The following is a 19,404-nucleotide window of genomic DNA, read 5'->3' as shown; positions in this document are numbered from 1 at the left end:
TCCAGTCCGCCGTTCGTCGCCACCAGGGGGCCTCACCGTGAACTCCACCGACACCACACCGTCCGAGATCACGCCGTCCGAGATCACGAAGTGGGACCCCGTGCTCACCGAGCGGGTGATGAGCCTGCTGCGGCCCTTCCTCAAGGGGTATCACCGCGCCGAAGTCCGCGGGCTCGACACCTTCCCCGCCGGCGGGGCGCTCGTGGTCTCCAACCACTCCGGCGGGCTCATGCCGATGGACGTACCGGTGTTCGCCAGCGGCTTCTACGAGAAGTTCGGCTTCGACCGCCCCGTCTACACGCTCAGCCACGACATCCTGATGGTCGGGCCGCAGGGCGCATTCCTCAAGAAGACCGGCTTCATCCCCGCCAACCACCGCAACGCCGACGAGGCGCTGCGCTCCGGCGGCGTTGTCGTCGTGTTCCCCGGCGGTGACTACGACGTGTACCGCCCCACCCTGGCCGCCAACAAGATCGACTTCGGGGGGCGCACCGGCTACGTGAAGGCCGCGCTCAACGCCGGGGTCCCGATCGTGCCGACGGTCGGAATCGGCGGCCAGGAGGCCCAGCTGTTCCTGACCCGGGGCACCGACATCGCCAAGGCCCTCGGCCCGATCGCCCGCGCCGTACGCACCAAGATCCTGCCGATCTCGTTCGGCTTCCCGTTCGGACTGTCGGTGGTGCTGCCGGTCAACGTGCCGCTGCCGGCGAAGATCACGATGCAGGCGCTGCCGCCGATCGACATCGTCGCCGAGTTCGGAGAGAACCCCGACATCGACGAGGTCGACGCGCACGTCCGGCACGTGATGCAGCGCGCGCTCGACGAGCTGGCCGCCCAGCGACGGCTGCCGGTGATCGGCTGATGGGTCTCCTCGATCCCATCACCGGCCCGGTGGGCCTCATGACGACACTGGCGCGCGCAGGACTGATCGCGCCGATGCGACCGGACAAGTACCTGAGGATCGTCGCCGCGATGCAGCGGGAGAACATGGCCGTCACGTCCGGCTTCGCCGCCGCAGCCCAGCGCTGCGGCGACCGCGCCGGGCTGATCGACGAACTCGGCGTCCTGACGTGGCGCCAGATCGACCGCCGCGCCGACGCATTCGCCGCGGCGCTGCAGGCCCTGCCCGGCGGCCCACCCGACGTCGTCGGCCTGATGGCCCGCAACCATCGCGGCTTCGTCGAGACAATGATCGCGGCCAACCGCATCGGCGCCGACGTGCTGCTGCTCAACACGTCGTTCGCCGGGCCCGCACTGGCCGAGGTCGTGGCCCGCGAGAGCGAGGGCCGCTCGCTCGTGCTCGTCTACGACGAGGAATTCACCGAGACCGTCGACCGGGCGCTGGCCGACAGCCCGGAGACACCACGGATCGTCGCGTGGACCGACACCGACGGCCACGAGCAGACCGTCGAGTCGATGATCGAGGCGTATGCCGGGCAGGAACCACAGAGGGCGTCGACGAAGGGTCGAACCATCCTGCTCACGTCGGGCACCACGGGAACACCCAAGGGCGCCAGCCACTCCGGGGGTGACCCGAGCGTTCTCAAGTCGATCCTCGATCGCACTCCGTGGCGGGCCGAACAACCGGTCGTCGTCGTCGCGCCCATGTTCCACGCCTGGGGCTTCTCCCAGCTGGTGTTCGCCGCGTCGATGGCGTGCACGATAATCACCCGCCGCAAGTTCGACCCGGAGGCGACGCTCGAGCTGGTGGACACTCACCGCGCGACGGGTTTGTGCGTGGTGCCCGTCATGTTCGACCGCATCATGGAGCTGCCCGAGGAGGTGCTCGACCGCTACAGCGGACAGTCACTGCGGTTCGCCGCAGCGTCCGGTTCGCGGATGCGCCCCGATGTCGTCATCGCGTTCATGGACCGGTTCGGCGATGTCATCTACAACAACTACAACGCGACCGAGGCGGGCATGATCGCGACCGCGACCCCGCGTGACCTGCGGGCCGCGCCCGACACGGCCGGCCGGCCGGCCGAGGGTACCGAGATCCGCATCCTGGACGCCGACTTCCGCGAGCTGCCCGCCGGCGAGACGGGCGCGATCTACGTGCGCAACTCCACCCAGTTCGACGGGTACACCTCCGGTGCCACCAAGGACTTCCACGAGGGGTTCATGAGCTCCGGTGACGTCGGCTACCTCGACGAGAACGGCCGGCTGTTCGTGGTGGGACGCGACGACGAGATGATCGTCTCCGGCGGGGAGAACGTCTACCCCATCGAGGTCGAGAAGACGCTCACCGCACACCCCGACGTCGCCGAGGCTGCCGTGCTCGGCGCCGACGACGAGAAATTCGGTCAACGTCTGGTGGCTTTCGTGGTTTTGCAGCCGGGCTCCGCGGCTACTCCCGACACACTGAAGCAGCACGTTCGAGACAACCTGGCGAATTACAAAGTGCCACGCCAGATCACGATTCTCGACGAGCTGCCCCGCAGCATCACCGGCAAAATTTCCCGCAAGGACCTCCAGGACCGCATCGACCATGCCTAAGCCCCGCCCGCTGCTGCGGGCCGTCGCCGAACTCCTCAACGCGGCCAACGGTGTTCGGCCGCTGGCCCGGGAGGGCTACCTGACCATCGGGGTCTTCGCGTTCGGCTGGCCCACCTCCGAGATGTCAGCGCTCTACATGCTCGGCTCGATGGCGGACGCGGTGCGTCGCGGCCTGCGCGGCGACTTCCGCGGCACCCGCGGCCGAATCGCGTTGGCGCTCACCGCCGTCGCGTGGGTCCTGCTGTGGCTCATCCAGCGCCGCAACATGGCGTCCCAACCGCACTTCGAGACCCCGCTGCGGGACGCGCTCGGTGACGACTACCAGGCCATCGCCGACAAGGCGAAGGCACGGCGGCGGCTGATCGGTTTGCCACCCAACGACTTCGTGCGGCGGCGCTACGTCGAGAAGGCCGCCACCGTGTCCTACGGACCGCACGGCGAGGCGAACCGGGCCGACATCTGGCGCCGATCGGATCTTCCTCGCGACGGCAAAGCCCCTGTGCTGCTCCAGGTTCCGGGAGGCGCATGGTCGATCGGGATGCGTCGGCCGCAGGCCTATCCGATGCTCAGCCATCTGGCCGACCACGGCTGGGTGTGCGTGTCGATGGGCTACCGGGTCAGCCCCCGCAACACCTGGCCGGACCACATCGTCGACGTGAAGCGGGCGCTGGCGTGGATCAAGGACAACATCGCCGACTACGGCGGCGATCCCGACTTCGTGGCCATCTCCGGGGGTTCCGCCGGCGGTCACCTGTCGGCGCTCGCGGCGCTGACCGCAGACGATCCGACACTACAGCCAGGTTTCGAGGAGGCCGACACGTCCGTGGTGGCCGCCGTGCCGATCTACGGCCGGTACGACTGGGTCTCCGCAGAGGGAAGTGGCCGAAAGGAATTCATCGCGTTCCTGCAGAAGTACGTGGTCAAGCGGCCGTTCCGGAGCAACCGCGCCGTCTACCGCGACGCGTCACCGATCCTGCGGCTGCGCGCCGACGCGCCGCCGTTCTTCGTGCTGCACGGGCGAGACGATTCGATCATCCCCGTCGGCGAAGGCCGGGAATTCGCCACGGCGTTGGGTGAGGTGTCCACCTCGCCGGTGGTCTATGCCGAGATACCGCACGCTCAGCATGCTTTCGACTTCTACTACGGGTCGCCGCGCGCCCACTACACCGCCCAGGCGATCGAGGAGTTCCTGTCCTGGGTGCAGGCCACCAAGAACGCGGGCTGAGCGCTACCCGGTCAGCTACGGAGCCAGCGCGGTGTCGATCTCCGTCAGCGGTTCGGAAAGCCCTGCGGCACGGCGGATCTCGAGGAGAGCCTCGACCATCGCGTCGGTCAGCTCGTGGGGGTCCTCGAGCGTCTTACCGTCGGCGAGCACCGAGATGTTGAGCTGGTCGACATAGCTCCACACCGTGATGTTCAGCCCGCTGCCCGCGGTGAGCGGTCCGACCGAATAGAGCCCCGTCACCTCCGCGCCACCCACCTTCGCACGCTCTCGCGGCCCGGGCACGTTCGAGATCGGCAGGTTCATCACCTTGTTCTGGCCGTCTTTGGCCGACAGCCACCGGAACATCGCCTCCGCGGGCGCCGGCGGGAAGTACGCCGACCACTGGCTCACCAGCTCGGGCCCCAGCAGCGTGTTGCTCTCCTTGCCTACGGCCGCGGACTCGTGGGCGGCGCGCACCCGTTCCAATGGATCCTCGATCTCGACGGGCAGGCTGACCAGAACGCCGGTGAAGTAGTTGCCCGAGATCCGGTCCGGGGAGAAGTCGAAGCTCACCGGCACCGACGCCAGCAGCGGGTGGTCGGCATGACCGTCGTAGCGCAGCAACAACTCTCGCAGAGCACCCGCTGACATCGACAGCACCATGTCGTTGATCGTGACCCCGAGGTGCTTGGCGGTCTCCTTGACGTCTGCAAGTGCCACCGTCGCCGTCGCGAACCGACGCGTCGCATCGAGCATGTGGTTCATGAACGTCGGCGGCGGCGTGAACGGCCGAGTCAGTTCGGGCGACAACTTGTGGTGACTCTGCCGGACCCGGCGCACCCCCTGCGCGGTGTAACCGACCACCGACGGGAAGCGCCTGATCTGGCGAAGGTGATCGGCGAACGCCGAGCGCACCAACTCGCCGCGGGTGGGTGCCGGATCGGTGGCGTACGAATCGCGATCGACCTGCGGCCCCTCCTGCAGATCCATGCCCCGCGCCAGCAGATTCGCCGACGCCACGCCATCGGCCAGCGCGTGATGGATCTTTCCCAGCACCGCGATTCGTCCCTCGGCCAGACCCTCGATCAGATACATCTCCCACAGCGGTCGGCTGCGATCCAGCGGAGTGCTGGCCAGCTTTCCCACCATCTCGTCGAGCTGGCGGCGGCCGCCGGGAGCGTCCACGCGGCAGGAGCGCACGTGGTAGTCGAGATCGACCTCGGCGTTTTCCCGCCACATCGGGTGGTGGAACTTGAAGGGGATGTCGATAAGTTCATAGCGAAAAGGATCGAGCTTGTAGAGCCGGCCGTGAATGACGGTGCGCAGTTCCTCCACACCGAAACGAGCCCCGCCAAGACCGGCGAGATCGATGATCGCCAGCTTCAGCGTGTGCATGTGGACGTTGGGCGTCTCGCTGTACAGAAGAACAGCGTCCCACCCGCGAAGCCTCTTCACAGTCTCGACACCTCTCCTTCGAGGTGTCTATATAACCTCTTTGGCCCCGATGAGGCTGCGATTTCGATGAATGTGGTTGAGGAACAAGCCGATTGCCGTTGCAGCCGCACCGGTGCGGGCACCGTCGGTCATGTCGAAGCCGTGCCCGGCACCGGGCAACTCCACGTAGCTGACCACCGACCGCGACACCTCCTTCAGCCGGTCGACGAAGCTGCGGGCCTGCGCGACCGGGATGACGCTGTCCCCGGTGCCGTGCATGACCAGGAAGGGCGGTGCGTCGGCGTGCACGCGGGCGATCGGTGACGCCTTGCGGAAGATGTCGGGATGCTTGGTTATCGAGCGACGCACGACGATCCGCTCGAGGAAGTCGACGAAGCGGACGCGCTCGACCGTGGACTTGTCCTCCCAGTCGTAACGGCCGTAGATGCCGACCACCGCGTCGACCGAGGTGTCCGACCCGTCGGGCAGCTCGCACTGCATCTCGGGGTCGTTGGCTGTCAGCCCCGCCAGCGCCGCGAGGTGCCCGCCGGCCGAGGTGCCCGCGATGGTCACGAAATCGCGGTCCCCACCGAATTTGTCGACGTTGGCCCGGGCCCACGCGATCGCCGTCTTGACATCGGTCAGGTGCGCGGGCCAGGGGTTGTGCGGCGCGACGCGATAGTCGATGGACAAACAGACCCAGCCTTTTTCGGCCAGGTGGGACATCAACGCGTAGCCCTGCAGCATCCGGCTGCCGTGTACCCATGCCCCACCCGGGACGAAGATGAGCACCGGGGCGGGCTGCGCCGGCAGGTCGTCGCGGCGCCACACGTCGAGGAGCTGGGTCGGCCGGGGGCCGTAGCGCACCGAGGTCCGGTGCACATTGCGCCGGTGCTCCCGCATCTTCCACACCGGCGGCGTGCGCTCGGCCGCCGGCCACTCGATGTCGAGGTCCTTGGCCGACACCACGGTGCGCAGCGCCGCCTGGGTCACCTCGTTGGTGCAGTCGCGCTCGCGCTGCTTCAGTTCCGCGTCGTTCGGCGTGAGGAGGCTCTTGACCGTGGCATTGAGGAAGTCGGGGGCGTGGCGGGCACCCCAGATGCCGGCAGCGGTGAGGGCGCCCAGCGGCTCGAGGTGCTTGCCGATCACCGGCAGGGACGCGCTCGCGACACTGGCGGCCAGCAGGTAGTCACCGGGGCCCGCCTTCAGCAACCACTGCAAACGCGTGGTCAAAGTGGGCCCGGGATACCGGATATCCGGCCGTTCGGTCATGGCGCTACCGTACCCCCGCCCCGCCCCCACAAACGGACAATCCGTCCATGGTTGTCTACTGTTTTCCGGCTGTGGTCGACCTGTGCCGTTTTCGGCGCCGAAATGGCAGGTCAGGGGCGGTGCAAGCGAGCACTGCGCATACTGAACGGATGGCCCGCTCCAAGTCCGTCGTCGATTTCCATCCTGAGCTGCGCCGCAGCGCCCGTCTGCTGCCCAAGCAGATGATCACACCGGTGACGCTGCCCTTCGTGCGGGCGGCGTCCCGCCTGATGTGGCGTTCCGCTCCGACGGACGTCGAGGTACTCACCCTGGGCTCCGGCGTGTCGGTCCGGCTGCACCGGCCGGCCGGCGCCTCCTCCCCCGGCCCGGCACTGCTGTGGATCCACGGCGGCGGGTACGTCATCGGCGACGCCGCCCAGGACGACGACCTGTGCCGCCGCTTCGCGCAGACACTCGGCGCGACCGTCGCCGCGGTGAATTACCGCCTGGCACCGGAACATCCGTATCCGGTGCCGCTCGAGGACTGCTATGCCACGCTCTCCTGGTTGACCGAACTGCCGAGCGTCGACCCGGCTCGGGTCGCGATCGGCGGCGCCAGCGCCGGCGGGGGGTTGGCCGCCGCGCTGGCCTTCCTCGCCCGCGATCGCGGCGAGATCCCCGTGGTGGCACAGCTTCTCGTGTACCCGATGCTCGACGACCGCACGGTGGGGCGCGCCGAGCTGGACAACCCCGGGCATCGGCTCTGGAACCAGACGAGCAACCGCTTCGGCTGGCAGGCCTATCTGCGCGACGCCGATCCCGACGTGGCCGTTCCCGCCCGGCGCACCGATCTGGCCGGACTGCCTCCGGCGTGGATCGGCGTCGGCACGCTGGACCTGTTCCACGACGAAGATCTGGCCTACGCGCAGCGGCTGAAAGACGCCGGGGTGCCGTGCGAGGTGACGGTGGTGCCGGGCGCGTTCCACGGCTTCGACGGAATCGCGCCGAAAGCCGATGTCTCGCAGTCGTTCTTCGCCAGCCAGTGCGAGCTGCTGCGGGGCGCCTACACGGGCGCCGGATCTACAGCATCAGGCCGGTGAACACCCAGTCGAGGACGGCGCGGTCAGCCCCGTCTCCAGTGCCGCCCTCGGTGGCGGCGTAGACGATCGAGCGCAAGCGCACCGCCGTGCCCCTGCCGTCGGCGCGCGGCTGCGCCGTCTCGATCGTGAGATCGCTGTAGAGAGTGTCGCCTTCGCTCACCGGCGCCGTGTGCTGGCAGGACTCCCACCCCTCGACGGCGACCAGATTCGGGAGCAGACGCGTGGCCTGCGCCAGCGCCAGTCCGATCGTGTGCCCGCCGTACACCAACCGCTTCCCCGATACCCGCGAATCATGGTGCGTCGCAGCGATGTTGAGTGTCAATCGGGCCAGCTCGGGCGCACTGCTCACCACGTCGGCCGTGCTGCGCAGCACGGTTCCGGCCACCGGTTCGACACCGGAGCCGGGGACCCGGGCCCGGAACGCGTCCACATCCCAGTCAGCCACCGGATCGGCCGGGTGAGCCTGCCCTGCGCCGATCGCGTCCATGTCATCGCGGTGTCCGGTGTCGACGTCCTCGCCGCGGAGCGGCAGCATCGCGCAGCGGTGGAAGTCGAGGACCAGCCGTCCCGCGCCGTCCGTCGTCGTCATACGCAGCGCGGCGAGGCCGGTGGCGGCACGACCGGGCCTGGCTGAGTTCTGCTTCAGGCCAACGACTTCCGTTCGGGTGGACAGCGTGTCACCGATGACCGGGAAACGGTGGAAGGTCAGCCCGCGGTAGAACAGGTTGGCCATCACCCGCTGTGTGACCAGCGTGGACTGGCCGATCGCCACATCGCAGACCAGCGCGGGATGGGCGAGCGGTGCGGCCGCACCCGTCACGGCAGCGGAGAGCTCTGCGTCCAACGGCAGGCGCATCCGGTCGCCGAGGATCGCCTGGTGGGTTGCCGCCGCACCGGACGTCAGCGTCATCGACGGGGCGGTGTCGAAGACCTGACCGACGTGCAGATCGTCGAAGAAGGGCCCGCCGGATATTTGGCCGTACAAATTCACAGCCTGTATGCTGGCAGTTCTCGGCTAGGTGTGTCAACATCTTCCTTATGGCCGTACATATGCTGGATGACGACGAGGCGATGCTGGTCGATACGGTGCGGGTGTTCGTCGATCGTGAGGTGCGGCCCTCGGTGCGGGAGATGGAGCACGCCAACACCTATCCCGAGGCGTGGATCGAGGCGATGAAGCAGATCGGGATCTACGGGCTGGCCGTGCCCGAGGAATACGGCGGTACCCCGGTCTCGACACGCTGCTATGTGTTGGTGACCCAGGAGCTGGCCCGCGGCTGGATGAGTCTGGCCGGGGCGATGGGCGGACACACCGTGGTCGCCAAACTGATCGCCCTCTTCGGCACCGACGAGCAAAAACAGACCTATCTGCCGGCGATGGCCACCGGGGAGTTGCGGGCCACCATGGCGCTGACCGAACCCGGCGGCGGCTCCGACCTGCAGAACATGACCACCACCGCCCGCCCCGACGGCGACGACCTCGTCATCACCGGCGCCAAAACCTGGATCTCCAACGCCCGACGCTCCGGACTGATCGCCCTGCTGTGCAAAACCGACCCCCACGCCACACCCCGCCACACCGGCATCTCCATCCTGCTCGTGCAGAACCCCACCCCCGGGCTCACGGTGTCACGCGATCTGCCCAAACTGGGCTACAAAGGCGTCGAATCCTGCGAACTGTCCTTCGACACCTGCCGCGTCCCGGCCACCGCCATCCTCGGCGCACACCCCGGCCACGGGTTCACCCAGATGATGAAAGGCCTCGAAACCGGCCGCATCCAAGTCGCCGCCCGCGCCCTCGGCGTGGCCACCGCCGCGCTCGAGGACGCCCTGTCCTACGCCCAAGAGCGCGAAAGCTTCGGGGTGCCCATCTGGAAACACCAAGCCATCGGCCACTACCTCGCCGACATGGCCACCAAACTCACCGCCGCCCGCCACCTCACCCTCCACGCCGCCGACTGCTACGACGCCGCTGCTGACAACCCAGGCGAGCGCGCCGACATGGAAGCCGGGATGGCCAAACTGTTCGCCTCCGAAACCGCCATGGACATCGCGCTCAACGCCGTCCGCATCCACGGCGGCTACGGCTACTCCACCGAGTACGACGTCGAACGCTACTTCCGCGACGCCCCCCTCATGATCGTCGGCGAAGGCACCAACGAAATCCAACGCAACGTCATCGCCGCACAACTAGTCGCCCGCGGCAGCATCTAGATGAAACCCCCACCTGCCTACCAGGTGCTGCGCGAGCAGCTCCGCGCCGAGATCCGCGGTGGCCGGTACGCCGACGGCGCGCGGTTGCCGACGGAGTCGGAACTGGCTGAGCACCATGGTCTCTCGCGCCAGACGGTGCGACGCGCATTCCAGGATCTGGTCGCCGAGGGGATGGTGTACCGGGTCCCCGGTCGGGGCACCTATGCCGGTGGGGACGGCAGCCGCTACCTGCGCCGGCTCGGATCCATCGACGACCTGATGAGCCTGTCCGACGACACGACGATGGAAGTTCTCGACGGATTGCGCCGGCGGGTCGACATCGACGCGGCCAGCCGCCTGCGGCTCGACGGCGACATCGTCCACACCGTCGTCTTCCGCCGCATCCACGACGGTGTCCCGTTCGGCCACACCGTCGTTCACCTTCCCCCCGAGGTGGCGACGATGGTCACTGCGTCGGCCGACCTGCGCACCGGGGCACAGAGCAGGCACACCGTGATCGGACTCCTCGAACCACACCTGAGCAGCCCCATCGCCGAAGCGGCACAGTCGATCACCGTTGCCGCCGCGGACGACCGCTCCGCCGCGGCGGTCCGATGCGCGACGGGCCATCCGATGCTGCGGGTGGACCGGCTCTACCGCAACACCGACGGGCACGCCGTCGAACTGTCGGTCAGCCACTTCCTGCCCGAGCAGTACACCTACCGGATCACCCTGCACCGCTCGGGGTAGCCCTCGACTCCGCCCTCGACGCCGCCCTCGACGCCTCGGTGGCCCCCAGCAGCGTCAGCGCATCGGCACTGGGCGAGCCAGGATCGGCATCGTAGACGATCAGCTCCTGACCGGGCGCCGAACGTACGTCGAAAGTCTGCATGTTGAGCGTCACCAGCCCCACCTCAGGGTGACGGAAGCTCTTGCGATTCAGACACTTCCGCCGCGCATCTCGACGCTCCCAGAGCGTGCGGAAATCGTCACCGGCCAGCAGCTCGGTGAGGACAGACCGCGCGCGCGGGTCGTCAGGTGCCGAGCCGTAGGCCATGCGGAAGCCCGCGACCGCGTCCGCGGCGACCTCGTTCCAGTCCGCGTAGAAGGCCCGCGCCCGCGGGTCGTTGAACACCAACAGCATGAGGTTGCCGACCGCACCCAGCTCGCCGAACAATGCGGCGGCCAACCGATTGGCGGCCAGGATGTCGTAGGCCCGGTTGTAGACCAGCGCGGGGTTGTCCGGCCACGCCTCCATCAACCTCAGCAGGCCCGGATCGACACGTTCGGCGACGGGGCCGCGCTGCGTTCGCGGAGTCAGCCCGGCCAGCATGAACAGGTGCGCCCGGCCGTCGTCGTCCAGGCGCAGAGCCGCCGCCAGAGCATCGATGACCTGGACCGACGGAGACCGCTCCCGGCCCTGCTCGAGCCGTCCGTAGTAGTCCACACTGACTCCGGCCAGCAGCGCCACTTCTTCGCGGCGCAGACCGGGGACACGACGGGTGCCCGTGCTGGTCAGCCCGACGTCGCCGGGGCGCAGCACGGCACGCCGGCTCCTCAGGTACTCGCCGAGCTCGGTCATCGGGTCCAGCGTAGGAAATCCGCTGCCGCCAGGCAGGGTGTACCGCACCCTGGTTGTGGACCGATCCGGCGATGAAGCTCGTGTCATGAACGATTCCAAGATCATCATCGTCACCGGAGCCAGCAGCGGGATCGGCGAGGCTGTCGCCGAAAGGCTTGCCGCCGAAGGCCATCACGTCGTGGCCGGCGCTCGCCGGACCGACCGGCTCGAGGCCCTGGCAGAGCGCATCACGGGGCGCGGCGGCAGCATCGAGGTTCGCCCGCTCGACGTCACCGATCGCGCGGCGATGACCGCGTTCGTCGACCAGACCGTCGCCTCCCACGGACGGGTGGACGTGATCGTCAACAACGCCGGGGTCATGCCGCTGTCGCGCCTCGACGCACTGTTGGTCGACCAGTGGGACATGATGATCGACGTCAATGTGCGCGGCCTGCTCCACGGAATCGCCGCGACCCTGCCGCATTTCCAGCGTCAAGGCGCCGGCCATTTCATCACCGTCGCCTCGATCGGCGCGCACGAGGTGGTGCCCACCGGGGCCGTCTACTGCGCCACCAAATACGCGGCGTGGGCGATCACCGAGGGGTTGCGTCTCGAGGTGGACCCTTCGATCCGGGTGACGACGGTGTCCCCCGGCGTCGTCGAGTCCGAACTGGCCGACACCATCACCGATTCCACCGCGGCTGCAGCCATGAAAGACTATCGGGCGGCAGCGATACCGCCGGATTCGATCGCCCGCGCCATCGCCTATGCCGTCGGCGAGCCGGCCGAGGTGGACGTCAACGAGATGATCATCCGGCCGGCGCGGCAGCGCTGAGTCAGCTGTACTTCGCGATCAGCTCCTGCTTGTACAGCTTGCCGGTATCGGTGCGCGGAAGCTGCGCCTCGAAGGACAGCGATCGCGGGCACTTGTAGTGCGCCAACCGATCCCGCAGCCACGCGATCAGTTCGCCGGCGAAGTCGTCGGTGGCGTCGGCGGGGTCGACGGTCTGCACGACGGCCTTCACCTGCTGGCCCATCTCGTCGTCGGGAATCCCGAAGACGGCCGCGTCCATCACCTTCGGATGGGTGACGAGAAGGTTCTCGGCTTCCTGGGGGTAGATGTTCACGCCACCGGAAATGATCATGTGGTGCCGGCGGTCGGTGAGGTACAGGAAGCCGTCGTCGTCGAGATATCCGATGTCGCCCACCGTCTTCCAGCCGCGCGGATCCCGGGACTTCTCGGTCTTGTCGGGATCGTTGAGGTACTCGAAGTCGTTGCCGCCCTCGAAGTAGATCTCGCCCGGCGCTCCGGGCGGGAGCTCCTTGCCGTCCTCGTCGAGAATGTGAACGACACCGGCCATCGGCTTGCCGACCGACCCCGGATGCGTCAACCAGTCCTCGGCGAAGATCAGCGTGGAGCCGTGCGCCTCCGAAGACGCGTAGTACTCGTCGACGATCGGCCCCCACCAGTCGATCATCTGCTTCTTGATGTCCACCGGACACGGTGCGGCGGCGTGCATCACGCGCTGCAGGCTGGACACGTCATAGGACGCGCGCACTTCCTCGGGCAGCTTGAGCATCCGGGTGAACATGACCGGCACGAACTGACCGTGCGTGACCTTGTGCGTGGCGATCGCGTCCAACGCGCCCTCGGCGTCGAACTTCTCCATCACCACCGTCGTGATGCCGCCGGCTTGGGTCTGCATCGACCACACCGACGGAGCGGTGTGATACAGCGGTGCGGGGCTGAGATAGACGGCGTCGGGGTGCATCCAGAACTGCACCAGGGCCGCCATCAGACCCGGCGCCTCCGACGGCGGGACGTGCGGCAGCGCGCGCTTGATGCCTTTCGGACGGCCGGTGGTGCCCGACGAATACTGCAGGAGGTCACCCTCGATCTCGTCGTCGATCGGTGTATCGGGCTGTCCGGCAACGCATTCCGGATAGCTCTGCCAGCCGTCGAGGGTGGCGTCGGCGATGAGGCGCACCGACGGCAGTCCATTCGGCAACTCGGCCGCCAGCCCGGCGAGAGTGTCGGCGAGTTTGCCCGACCCGACGATCGCCTTGGCCGAGCTGTTGTCGATGATGTAAGCCGCCTCCGCGGCGGTCAGGTGGGTGTTGATGGGGACGTAGTACAGCCCGGCGCGGCGCGCGGCCCACATGACCGCGTGCATGTGCTGGTTGTTCTCCATCACGATGGCGACCGCATCGCCCTCGACCAGACCAGCCTCGCGAAACAGGTGCGCCAGCCGGTTGGCCCGGGCCTCGAGCTCGCCGAACGTCACCACCGCTCCGGACGGATACATGATGATCGCGGGCTTGTCAGGAGTGGCAACAGCGGTGTCGCGGATCTGCATGGACAGAGGATACGTCGACTTAGTTGACAGGTGTCAAGCAGGCAGTCGGCGCGTGCTCGCGGCGCACGGGGGAGCGCCGGGAGAAGGCGACGGACCTGCCTACTCGGCTTCGGAGAGGCGGGTCTTCAGCGCGTCGAACTCGTCCTTGATGCCCGTCGGCAGCTTCTCGCCGACGAAGGAGAACCACTCCTCGATCAGCGGCAGCTCCTTGCGCCACTCCTCGGGCTTGACCTGCAACGCCTCGTCGACGTCAGCGGCCGACACGTCCAGCCCGTCGAGGTCGAGATCCTGGGCCGTCGGCACGATGCCGATCGGGGTGCTCTTGCCGTCGGCCTGGTGCTCGATGCGCTCGATGGCCCACTTGAGCACGCGGCTGTTCTCCCCAAAGCCCGGCCACAGGAAGCGGCCGTCGGCGCCGCGACGGAACCAGTTGACGAAGAACACCTTCGGAAGCTTGGACTCGTCGGCTTCCTTGCCGATGTTGATCCAGTGCTGGAAGTAGTCGCCGACGTTGTAGCCCAGGAACGGCAGCATCGCCATCGGGTCGCGGCGCACGGTGCCGACCTTGCCCTCGGCGGCAGCGGTCTGCTCGGAGCCGAGCGTGGCGCCGATGAACACGCCGTGCTGCCAGTCGCGGGCCTCGGTGATCAGCGGCACCGTGGTCTTGCGGCGGCCGCCGAACAGGATCGCCGAGATCGGCACACCCTGCGGGTCGTCCCACTCGGGTGCCAGCGTCGGGCACTGCGAGATCGGCGTGCAGTAGCGCGAATTCGGATGGGCCGCTTTGGTTTCTGTCTCCCGGAGGATGTAGTCGTTGCCCTTCCAGTCGATCAGGTGGTCGGGCTCGCCCTCGAGGCCCTCCCACCACACGTCACCGTCGTCGGTCTTGGCGACGTTGGTGAAGACGGTGTTGCCCGCCGCGATCGTCTTCATCGCGTTCGGGTTGGAGTCCCAGTTGGTGCCCGGTGCGACGCCGAAGAACCCGAACTCGGGGTTGGTGGCGTAGAGCCGGCCGTCCTTGCCGAAGCGCATCCACGCGATGTCGTCGCCGACGGTCTCGGCGCGCCAGCCCGGGATGGTGGGCTGCAGCATCGCGAGGTTGGTCTTACCGCACGCCGACGGGAACGCCGCGGCGATGTAGTAGGCCTTGTTCTCCGGCGAGATCAGCTTGAGGATCAGCATGTGCTCGGCGAGCCAGCCCTCGTCGTGCGCCATCGCCGAGGCGATGCGCAGCGAGTAGCACTTCTTGCCGAGCAGCGCGTTGCCGCCGTAGCCCGAGCCGTAGCTCCAGATCTCGCGGGTCTCGGGGAAGTGGGTGATGTATTTCGTGTCGTTGCACGGCCACGGCACGTCCTCCTGGCCTGGCTCCAGCGGCGCACCGATCGAGTGCAGCGCCTTGACGAAGAAGCCGTCGTCACCCATCTTCTCCAGCGCCGCCGCACCCATTCGGGTCATCGTCCGCATCGAGACCACGACGTACTCGCTGTCGGTGATCTCCACACCGAGCTTGGGGTCCTCGGCGTCGATCGGTCCCATGCAGAAGGGCACCACCCACATGGTGCGGCCACGCATGCTGCCGCGGTACAGCGGAGTCATCAGCTCCCGCATCTCGGCGGGGTCCATCCAGTTGTTGGTGGGCCCGGCGTCGATCTCCCGCTCGCTGCAGATGAACGTCCGCGACTCCACGCGCGCCACGTCCGACGGGTCCGAGAGCGCCAGGTAGGAGTTCGGCTTCTTCTCGGGGTTCAGCTTCTGGAAGGTGCCGGCCGCGACGAGCTGATCGCACAGGCGCTGGTACTCCTCCTCGGAGCCGTCCGCCCATGCGACGCGGTCGGGCTGTGTCAGCTCGGCGATCTCCCGAACCCAGGCGAGCAGCCCCTCGTGCTTCGTGGGTGCGGAATCCAGTCCCGGAATGGTCGCTGCGGTCATTGGCTAGTCGTCTCCTGCACTGTTCCTGCGCGTTGGCCTGGTGAACCCCGAATGAAAACTTGTGGAGGAACGTACGCCGTCGCCACCGACCTGTCCGAGGTCTTGACAAACCACCGCCGACCCTCCTGACCTTCGAGGTTAACGCGGGTGACATACCCGAGGAAATCCAGGATCATGTCCGATCACTCACAGGAACGATTCAGAAGAGGTCATCGTCGGCACGCGGCGGCCAGCTACCGCTCGGTAACCACGAAATCCGTCGTGTCCGGCGTCCGCGAGGGCACCCGGGGAGTTCTCGAGAGCGACCAATCGGACCGCCACGGCATCCTCCAATTCGACACGCAACGCCGCGACGGCATCGCCCGCCCAGCGCTCCCATCGCGCGCGATCCTGGAGAAGCCCCCGTGCCCGCACCACCCACGCCGTGAGCGCCACACCGGCCAGCCCGCCCGCCGCGGCCGCCCAGCCCGGCCCCGTCGTCACCGTCGCGGTCAGCCGGGCCACCGCCAGCGCCGCCCCGACGCCGAAGCCCGCGCCCAGCACGATCATCAGCTGGGTTTCCAGCCGACGTCCGACAGGCGGCGGCAGCGTCGGCGGACGCCACGACGGCAGGGAGGGTTGGGTCCCGGTCTTCGCCTCCAGCGTCGTCTCGACGTCGGCGCGTACCGCCGCGGACCGATCACGGACACGGACCTGAACCTCAGCGCCGCTGCGCATCGTCGACACCTCCGCGAGCAGGTCGGCACGCGCCGCGATGCAGTGGTGCCGCACCGCCGACGTCAGCTCGAACCGCAGCTGGTGCAGCTGCTGGCGCCAGCGCGCCTGCTCGGCCCGCTGCGCCTCCCGGGAGCGTGCGGCATTGCGCCGGGCCAGCGTCGGATCGGCCAGGTGCGCCGTGAGCGTGGCCGCCAGGTCATCCAGACGTGGTGGCCCGAGCCGCGGCGCTGCGGCGGCCGCCACCCAGCTGGCGCCGGGCACCCGGGTCTCGTTGACGGTCAGCACCCGCCGCCAGCCGCGGTGGTCGTCGATCTTGTTCACGACGGCGACGACGGCGTCGGTGTGCGCGGTGACCGCTGCGGCCCGCACGCTCTCGGCAGAGGTCATCGGCGCGGTGGCCGACACCACCCACACCACGGCGACGGGCACCTGACCGGGCAGCAGCTCACGTGCCTCGACGAACCGGCGGTCGGGCATCCGCGTCCGGAGGCCGTCGGCGACGCTCGTCACCCCGGCCCGTGCGGCCCCGGCGACCAACACCGCGTCGACCCGGATGTCGACGCGCACCGGCTCAGCCACCGCACGCCTCGACCAGCCGCAGGCTGCCGCGGGTGATGTCGGCGGCACAGCGCCGGTGCAGCGGGTCGAGCGGACCGCGTGACAGGTGATGAAAGCGCAGGGCCCGGCGGGTGTGGGCGCCGACGTCGTCGCCGCGATCCACCGTCGCGCCGGAGGCCTCCACGACGTCGACGGCCGCCGTCATCACCGCAAAGACGGCGTCGTCACCGTCCAGATGCGCCGCGAGCCGCTCGTCGCCCCGGTCGGCGGCGAGCACCCGCAGCATGTGGACCGCCGTCAGGCAGCGCCGGTAGCGGACCCTCGTGGTGGCCCGGTCGATCGCGGAGCGCACGGCGTCGGCGCCGCCGAGCGCCCGCAGCCGCGCGGTCACCTCGGCCGGGGCCGCCCCGTCCGACACGGCGAGGATCGCGTGCGCCAGCCCGAAGCGGTCCAGCCGGTCCATCAGATCCCGGCGCACGTCGGCGGGCAACGGGTGCGGGCAGGCCGAGAACGCATCCACGGTGGAGACGTCGGCCGGTGACGCCACCAGCGCCCGCAGCGCGGTGACGTCGTCTTCATCGATCCGCACACCGCCCAGCAGCGCGACCATCGGAATCACCGGGCAGCGCAGAAGCGTCTCGAGCTCGGCGGCCACGGCCTGCGCGGCCCGCAACGGACCACCCGCGTCGGCTCCGCCCAGGTCGGCCTTGTTCAGTACCACCACCGTCGAGTCCGTCACGCCCGCGCGGTCCTCCTGGGTCACCGTCTCGGCGACGACGAGAACGTCGACGTCCGCGGTGTCCCCCGGCGCCCCGACCGGGACGCCCAGCGCCCCGGCCACCGTCCTGCAGCCCACCCCGGCGCGTCCCCGCACAGCTACGCTGACAGGCGCACGCAACAGTCGCTCGACGGCGGCGAGATCGGGATCGGGTTCGGCGGCGGCCATGGCGGCCACCACATCGGCCAGCTGACCCGGCATCCCCCCGCCCCCTCCGGCAGACCCCCGCCCGCCTGTCAGGTGATCGTGACATCCGAATAGGCCTGCTCGACGCACCAATTCCGCGCGGGCCGGCGCATACCAGCCGAAGGCAACTGTTGGGTATCAATCTGTAACACGATGCAGGGAGTGAGTCCGCGATGAGCGACGATGGATCGATGCGAATGCCAGGTCCCAGCGACGTCGAGCACGACATCGACGGGGACGTGGACAGGGACACGGCGCAGGCCGTCCATCACCCCCGCAGGGTCACCAGCTTCCGCGCCCGCCGATCCACCATCTCCGATCGCCAACAGGCCGTCTGGGAGGACCGCTGGCCCGAGCTGGGTCTGCTGGCCCGCACCGGTGACGACCCCCCGGCGCCGCTGGACACCGATGCCTGGTTCGGCAGGCACGCCCCGCTGGTGCTGGAGATCGGCTGCGGGACCGGCACGTCGACGCTGGCGATGGCCCAGTCCGAGCCCGACCTCGACGTGATCGCCGTCGAGGTCTACAAACGCGGACTGGCCCAGCTGCTGTCCGCCATCGACCGCGAGGGCGTCGGCAACATCCGGCTGATCCGCGGCGACGGCGTCGACGTTCTCACCCACATGCTCGCGCCCGGCTCGCTGACCGGGGTGCGCGTCTTCTTCCCCGATCCGTGGCCCAAGGCCCGTCACCACAAGCGCCGGCTGCTGCAGCCCGACACCGTCGCGCTCATCGCCGACCGGCTACGTCCCGGCGGCGTCCTCCACGCCGCCACCGACCACCAGGGCTATGCCGAGCAGATCGCCGAGGTCGGCGACGCCGAACCGCGGTTGACGCGGATCGAGCTCGACGCGACCGGCCTGCCCATCTCGGTAGATCGCCCCGAGACCAAATACGAGCGCAAAGCGCTGGCCGGACCGATCGTCACCGAGCTGCTGTGGGCGAAGTCATGAGCCTGACCAGCGACGTCGCCGATCACATCGCCGGCGAGGACGGCACCGCGGCCGCACCCTCACGGGTGCTGCTCGTCTGGGACGCCCCCAACCTCGACATGGGACTGGGCGGGATCCTCGGCGGCCGGCCGACCGCCGCGCACCGGCCCCGCTTCGACGCGCTGGGCCGCTGGCTGTTGGCCCGTACCGCCGACCTGTCGACCCAGAACCCGGTGGGGTCGCCCCTGGAGCCCGAGGCCACGGTGTTCACCAACATCGCACCGGGCAGCGCCGACGTCGTCCGGCCGTGGGTCGAGGCACTGCGCAACGTCGGGTTCGCGGTCTTCGCCAAACCCAAGATCGACGAGGACAGCGACGTCGACTCCGACATGCTCGCGCACATCGAACTGCGCCGCAGTGAGGGGCTGGCCGGCCTGATCGTGGCGTCCGCGGACGGCCAGGCGTTCCGCCTTCCGCTGGAAGACATCGCCCGTGACGGGGTCGCCGTCCAGGTTCTCGGATTTCGCGAACATGCCAGTTGGGCGTTAGCGTCGGATACCTTGGAGTTCGTCGATCTGGAGGACATCCCTGGTGTCTTCCGGGAGCCGCTACCGCGAATCGGGCTCGATTCGCTGCCAGAGCAGGGCGCGTGGCTGCAGCCATTCAGGCCGCTGTCCTCACTGTTGGCGTCTCGTGTCTAGAACAGTG

General features: G+C 68.6%; 17 protein-coding genes. 9 read left to right on the top strand and 8 right to left on the bottom strand.

Annotated elements, in window-relative coordinates:
• The first annotated feature begins 118 nt into the window (after window positions 1-118).
• From ACZYYX_RS04765 to ACZYYX_RS04755, 3 genes are read left to right on the top strand one after another with little or no spacing between them, the layout of a single operon-like run.
• Complete coding sequence (locus tag ACZYYX_RS04765) at window positions 119-862, top strand: 1-acyl-sn-glycerol-3-phosphate acyltransferase (protein ID WP_463814803.1); 744 nt, start codon at window positions 119-121, stop codon at window positions 860-862.
• Window positions 862-2,496, top strand: coding sequence for an acyl-CoA ligase FadD12 (gene fadD12, locus ACZYYX_RS04760; protein ID WP_463813282.1), 1,635 nt, complete (start codon window positions 862-864; stop codon window positions 2,494-2,496). Before ACZYYX_RS04765 ends, fadD12 begins: the two co-directional genes overlap by 1 nt.
• The gene (locus ACZYYX_RS04755) at window positions 2,489-3,721 is read left to right on the top strand and encodes an alpha/beta hydrolase (protein ID WP_463813281.1); all 1,233 of its coding nucleotides are present in this window, start codon (window positions 2,489-2,491) and stop codon (window positions 3,719-3,721) included. The genes fadD12 and ACZYYX_RS04755 overlap by 8 nt, the downstream gene beginning before the upstream one ends.
• A gap of 15 nt (window positions 3,722-3,736) precedes the next feature.
• On the opposite strand, the gene ACZYYX_RS04750 is transcribed toward ACZYYX_RS04755, so the two are convergent.
• Both ACZYYX_RS04750 and ACZYYX_RS04745 read right to left on the bottom strand, forming a co-directional pair.
• Entirely contained in the window at window positions 3,737-5,155 is a 1,419-nt protein-coding gene (locus ACZYYX_RS04750) for a WS/DGAT/MGAT family O-acyltransferase (protein ID WP_463813280.1), read from the bottom strand.
• Window positions 5,156-5,182: 27 nt separating this feature from the next.
• On the bottom strand, window positions 5,183-6,406 hold the full coding sequence (locus tag ACZYYX_RS04745; protein WP_463813279.1) for an alpha/beta fold hydrolase: 1,224 nt from the start codon (window positions 6,404-6,406) through the stop codon (window positions 5,183-5,185).
• Between the two features lie 149 nt (window positions 6,407-6,555).
• Here ACZYYX_RS04745 and ACZYYX_RS04740 point away from each other — a divergent pair, with 149 nt between their 5' ends.
• On the top strand, window positions 6,556-7,485 hold the full coding sequence (locus ACZYYX_RS04740) for an alpha/beta hydrolase (RefSeq protein WP_463813278.1): 930 nt from the start codon (window positions 6,556-6,558) through the stop codon (window positions 7,483-7,485).
• Here the strand turns inward: ACZYYX_RS04740 and ACZYYX_RS04735 are convergent.
• Window positions 7,466-8,476 (bottom strand): MaoC family dehydratase, encoded by a 1,011-nt coding sequence (locus ACZYYX_RS04735; protein ID WP_463813277.1) that lies wholly within the window; start codon window positions 8,474-8,476, stop codon window positions 7,466-7,468. The two genes, ACZYYX_RS04740 and ACZYYX_RS04735, sit on opposite strands and share 20 nt — an antisense overlap.
• Window positions 8,477-8,523: 47 nt before the next feature.
• Here ACZYYX_RS04735 and ACZYYX_RS04730 point away from each other — a divergent pair, with 47 nt between their 5' ends.
• Window positions 8,524-9,699: an acyl-CoA dehydrogenase family protein gene (locus ACZYYX_RS04730; RefSeq protein ID WP_463813275.1), complete on the top strand. Its 1,176-nt coding sequence runs from the start codon at window positions 8,524-8,526 to the stop codon at window positions 9,697-9,699.
• A complete protein-coding gene (locus ACZYYX_RS04725; protein WP_463813274.1) occupies window positions 9,700-10,428 on the top strand; it encodes a GntR family transcriptional regulator in 729 nt (242 codons plus the stop codon).
• On the opposite strand, the gene ACZYYX_RS04720 is transcribed toward ACZYYX_RS04725, so the two are convergent.
• Window positions 10,406-11,260 (bottom strand): helix-turn-helix domain-containing protein, encoded by an 855-nt coding sequence (locus tag ACZYYX_RS04720; RefSeq protein WP_463813273.1) that lies wholly within the window; start codon window positions 11,258-11,260, stop codon window positions 10,406-10,408. The two genes, ACZYYX_RS04725 and ACZYYX_RS04720, sit on opposite strands and share 23 nt — an antisense overlap.
• Before the next feature lie 85 nt (window positions 11,261-11,345).
• Here ACZYYX_RS04720 and ACZYYX_RS04715 point away from each other — a divergent pair, with 85 nt between their 5' ends.
• Window positions 11,346-12,074 carry an SDR family oxidoreductase gene (locus ACZYYX_RS04715; protein ID WP_463813271.1) on the top strand — a complete coding sequence of 243 codons (729 nt, stop codon included), beginning with the start codon at window positions 11,346-11,348 and terminating at the stop codon, window positions 12,072-12,074.
• Window position 12,075: 1 nt separating this feature from the next.
• On the opposite strand, the gene fadD4 is transcribed toward ACZYYX_RS04715, so the two are convergent.
• From fadD4 to ACZYYX_RS04695, 4 genes are all read right to left on the bottom strand, one after another.
• The gene (gene fadD4, locus ACZYYX_RS04710) at window positions 12,076-13,596 is read right to left on the bottom strand and encodes a fatty-acid--CoA ligase FadD4 (RefSeq protein WP_463813270.1); all 1,521 of its coding nucleotides are present in this window, start codon (window positions 13,594-13,596) and stop codon (window positions 12,076-12,078) included.
• Window positions 13,597-13,695: 99 nt separating this feature from the next.
• Entirely contained in the window at window positions 13,696-15,525 is a 1,830-nt protein-coding gene (locus ACZYYX_RS04705) for a phosphoenolpyruvate carboxykinase (GTP) (RefSeq protein WP_463813269.1), read from the bottom strand.
• A 186-nt stretch (window positions 15,526-15,711) separates the two neighbouring features.
• Complete coding sequence (locus ACZYYX_RS04700; protein ID WP_463813268.1) at window positions 15,712-16,821, bottom strand: hypothetical protein; 1,110 nt, start codon at window positions 16,819-16,821, stop codon at window positions 15,712-15,714.
• Window positions 16,814-17,779 carry a hypothetical protein gene (locus ACZYYX_RS04695; RefSeq protein ID WP_463813267.1) on the bottom strand — a complete coding sequence of 322 codons (966 nt, stop codon included), beginning with the start codon at window positions 17,777-17,779 and terminating at the stop codon, window positions 16,814-16,816. The genes ACZYYX_RS04700 and ACZYYX_RS04695 overlap by 8 nt, the downstream gene beginning before the upstream one ends.
• 158 nt (window positions 17,780-17,937) lie before the next feature.
• On the opposite strand from ACZYYX_RS04695, the gene trmB reads away from it, so the two are divergent.
• Window positions 17,938-18,717 (top strand): tRNA (guanosine(46)-N7)-methyltransferase TrmB, encoded by a 780-nt coding sequence (gene trmB / locus ACZYYX_RS04690; RefSeq protein ID WP_463813266.1) that lies wholly within the window; start codon window positions 17,938-17,940, stop codon window positions 18,715-18,717.
• Complete coding sequence (locus ACZYYX_RS04685) at window positions 18,714-19,397, top strand: NYN domain-containing protein (RefSeq protein WP_463813265.1); 684 nt, start codon at window positions 18,714-18,716, stop codon at window positions 19,395-19,397. The genes trmB and ACZYYX_RS04685 overlap by 4 nt, the downstream gene beginning before the upstream one ends.
• Window positions 19,398-19,404: the final 7 nt, after the last annotated feature.

It is taken from the genome of Mycobacterium sp. IDUB_1 (assembly GCF_055419625.1).
The sequence above is the reverse complement of the archived record's forward strand: the minus strand, read 5'-3'. Positions and strand labels throughout refer to the sequence as shown.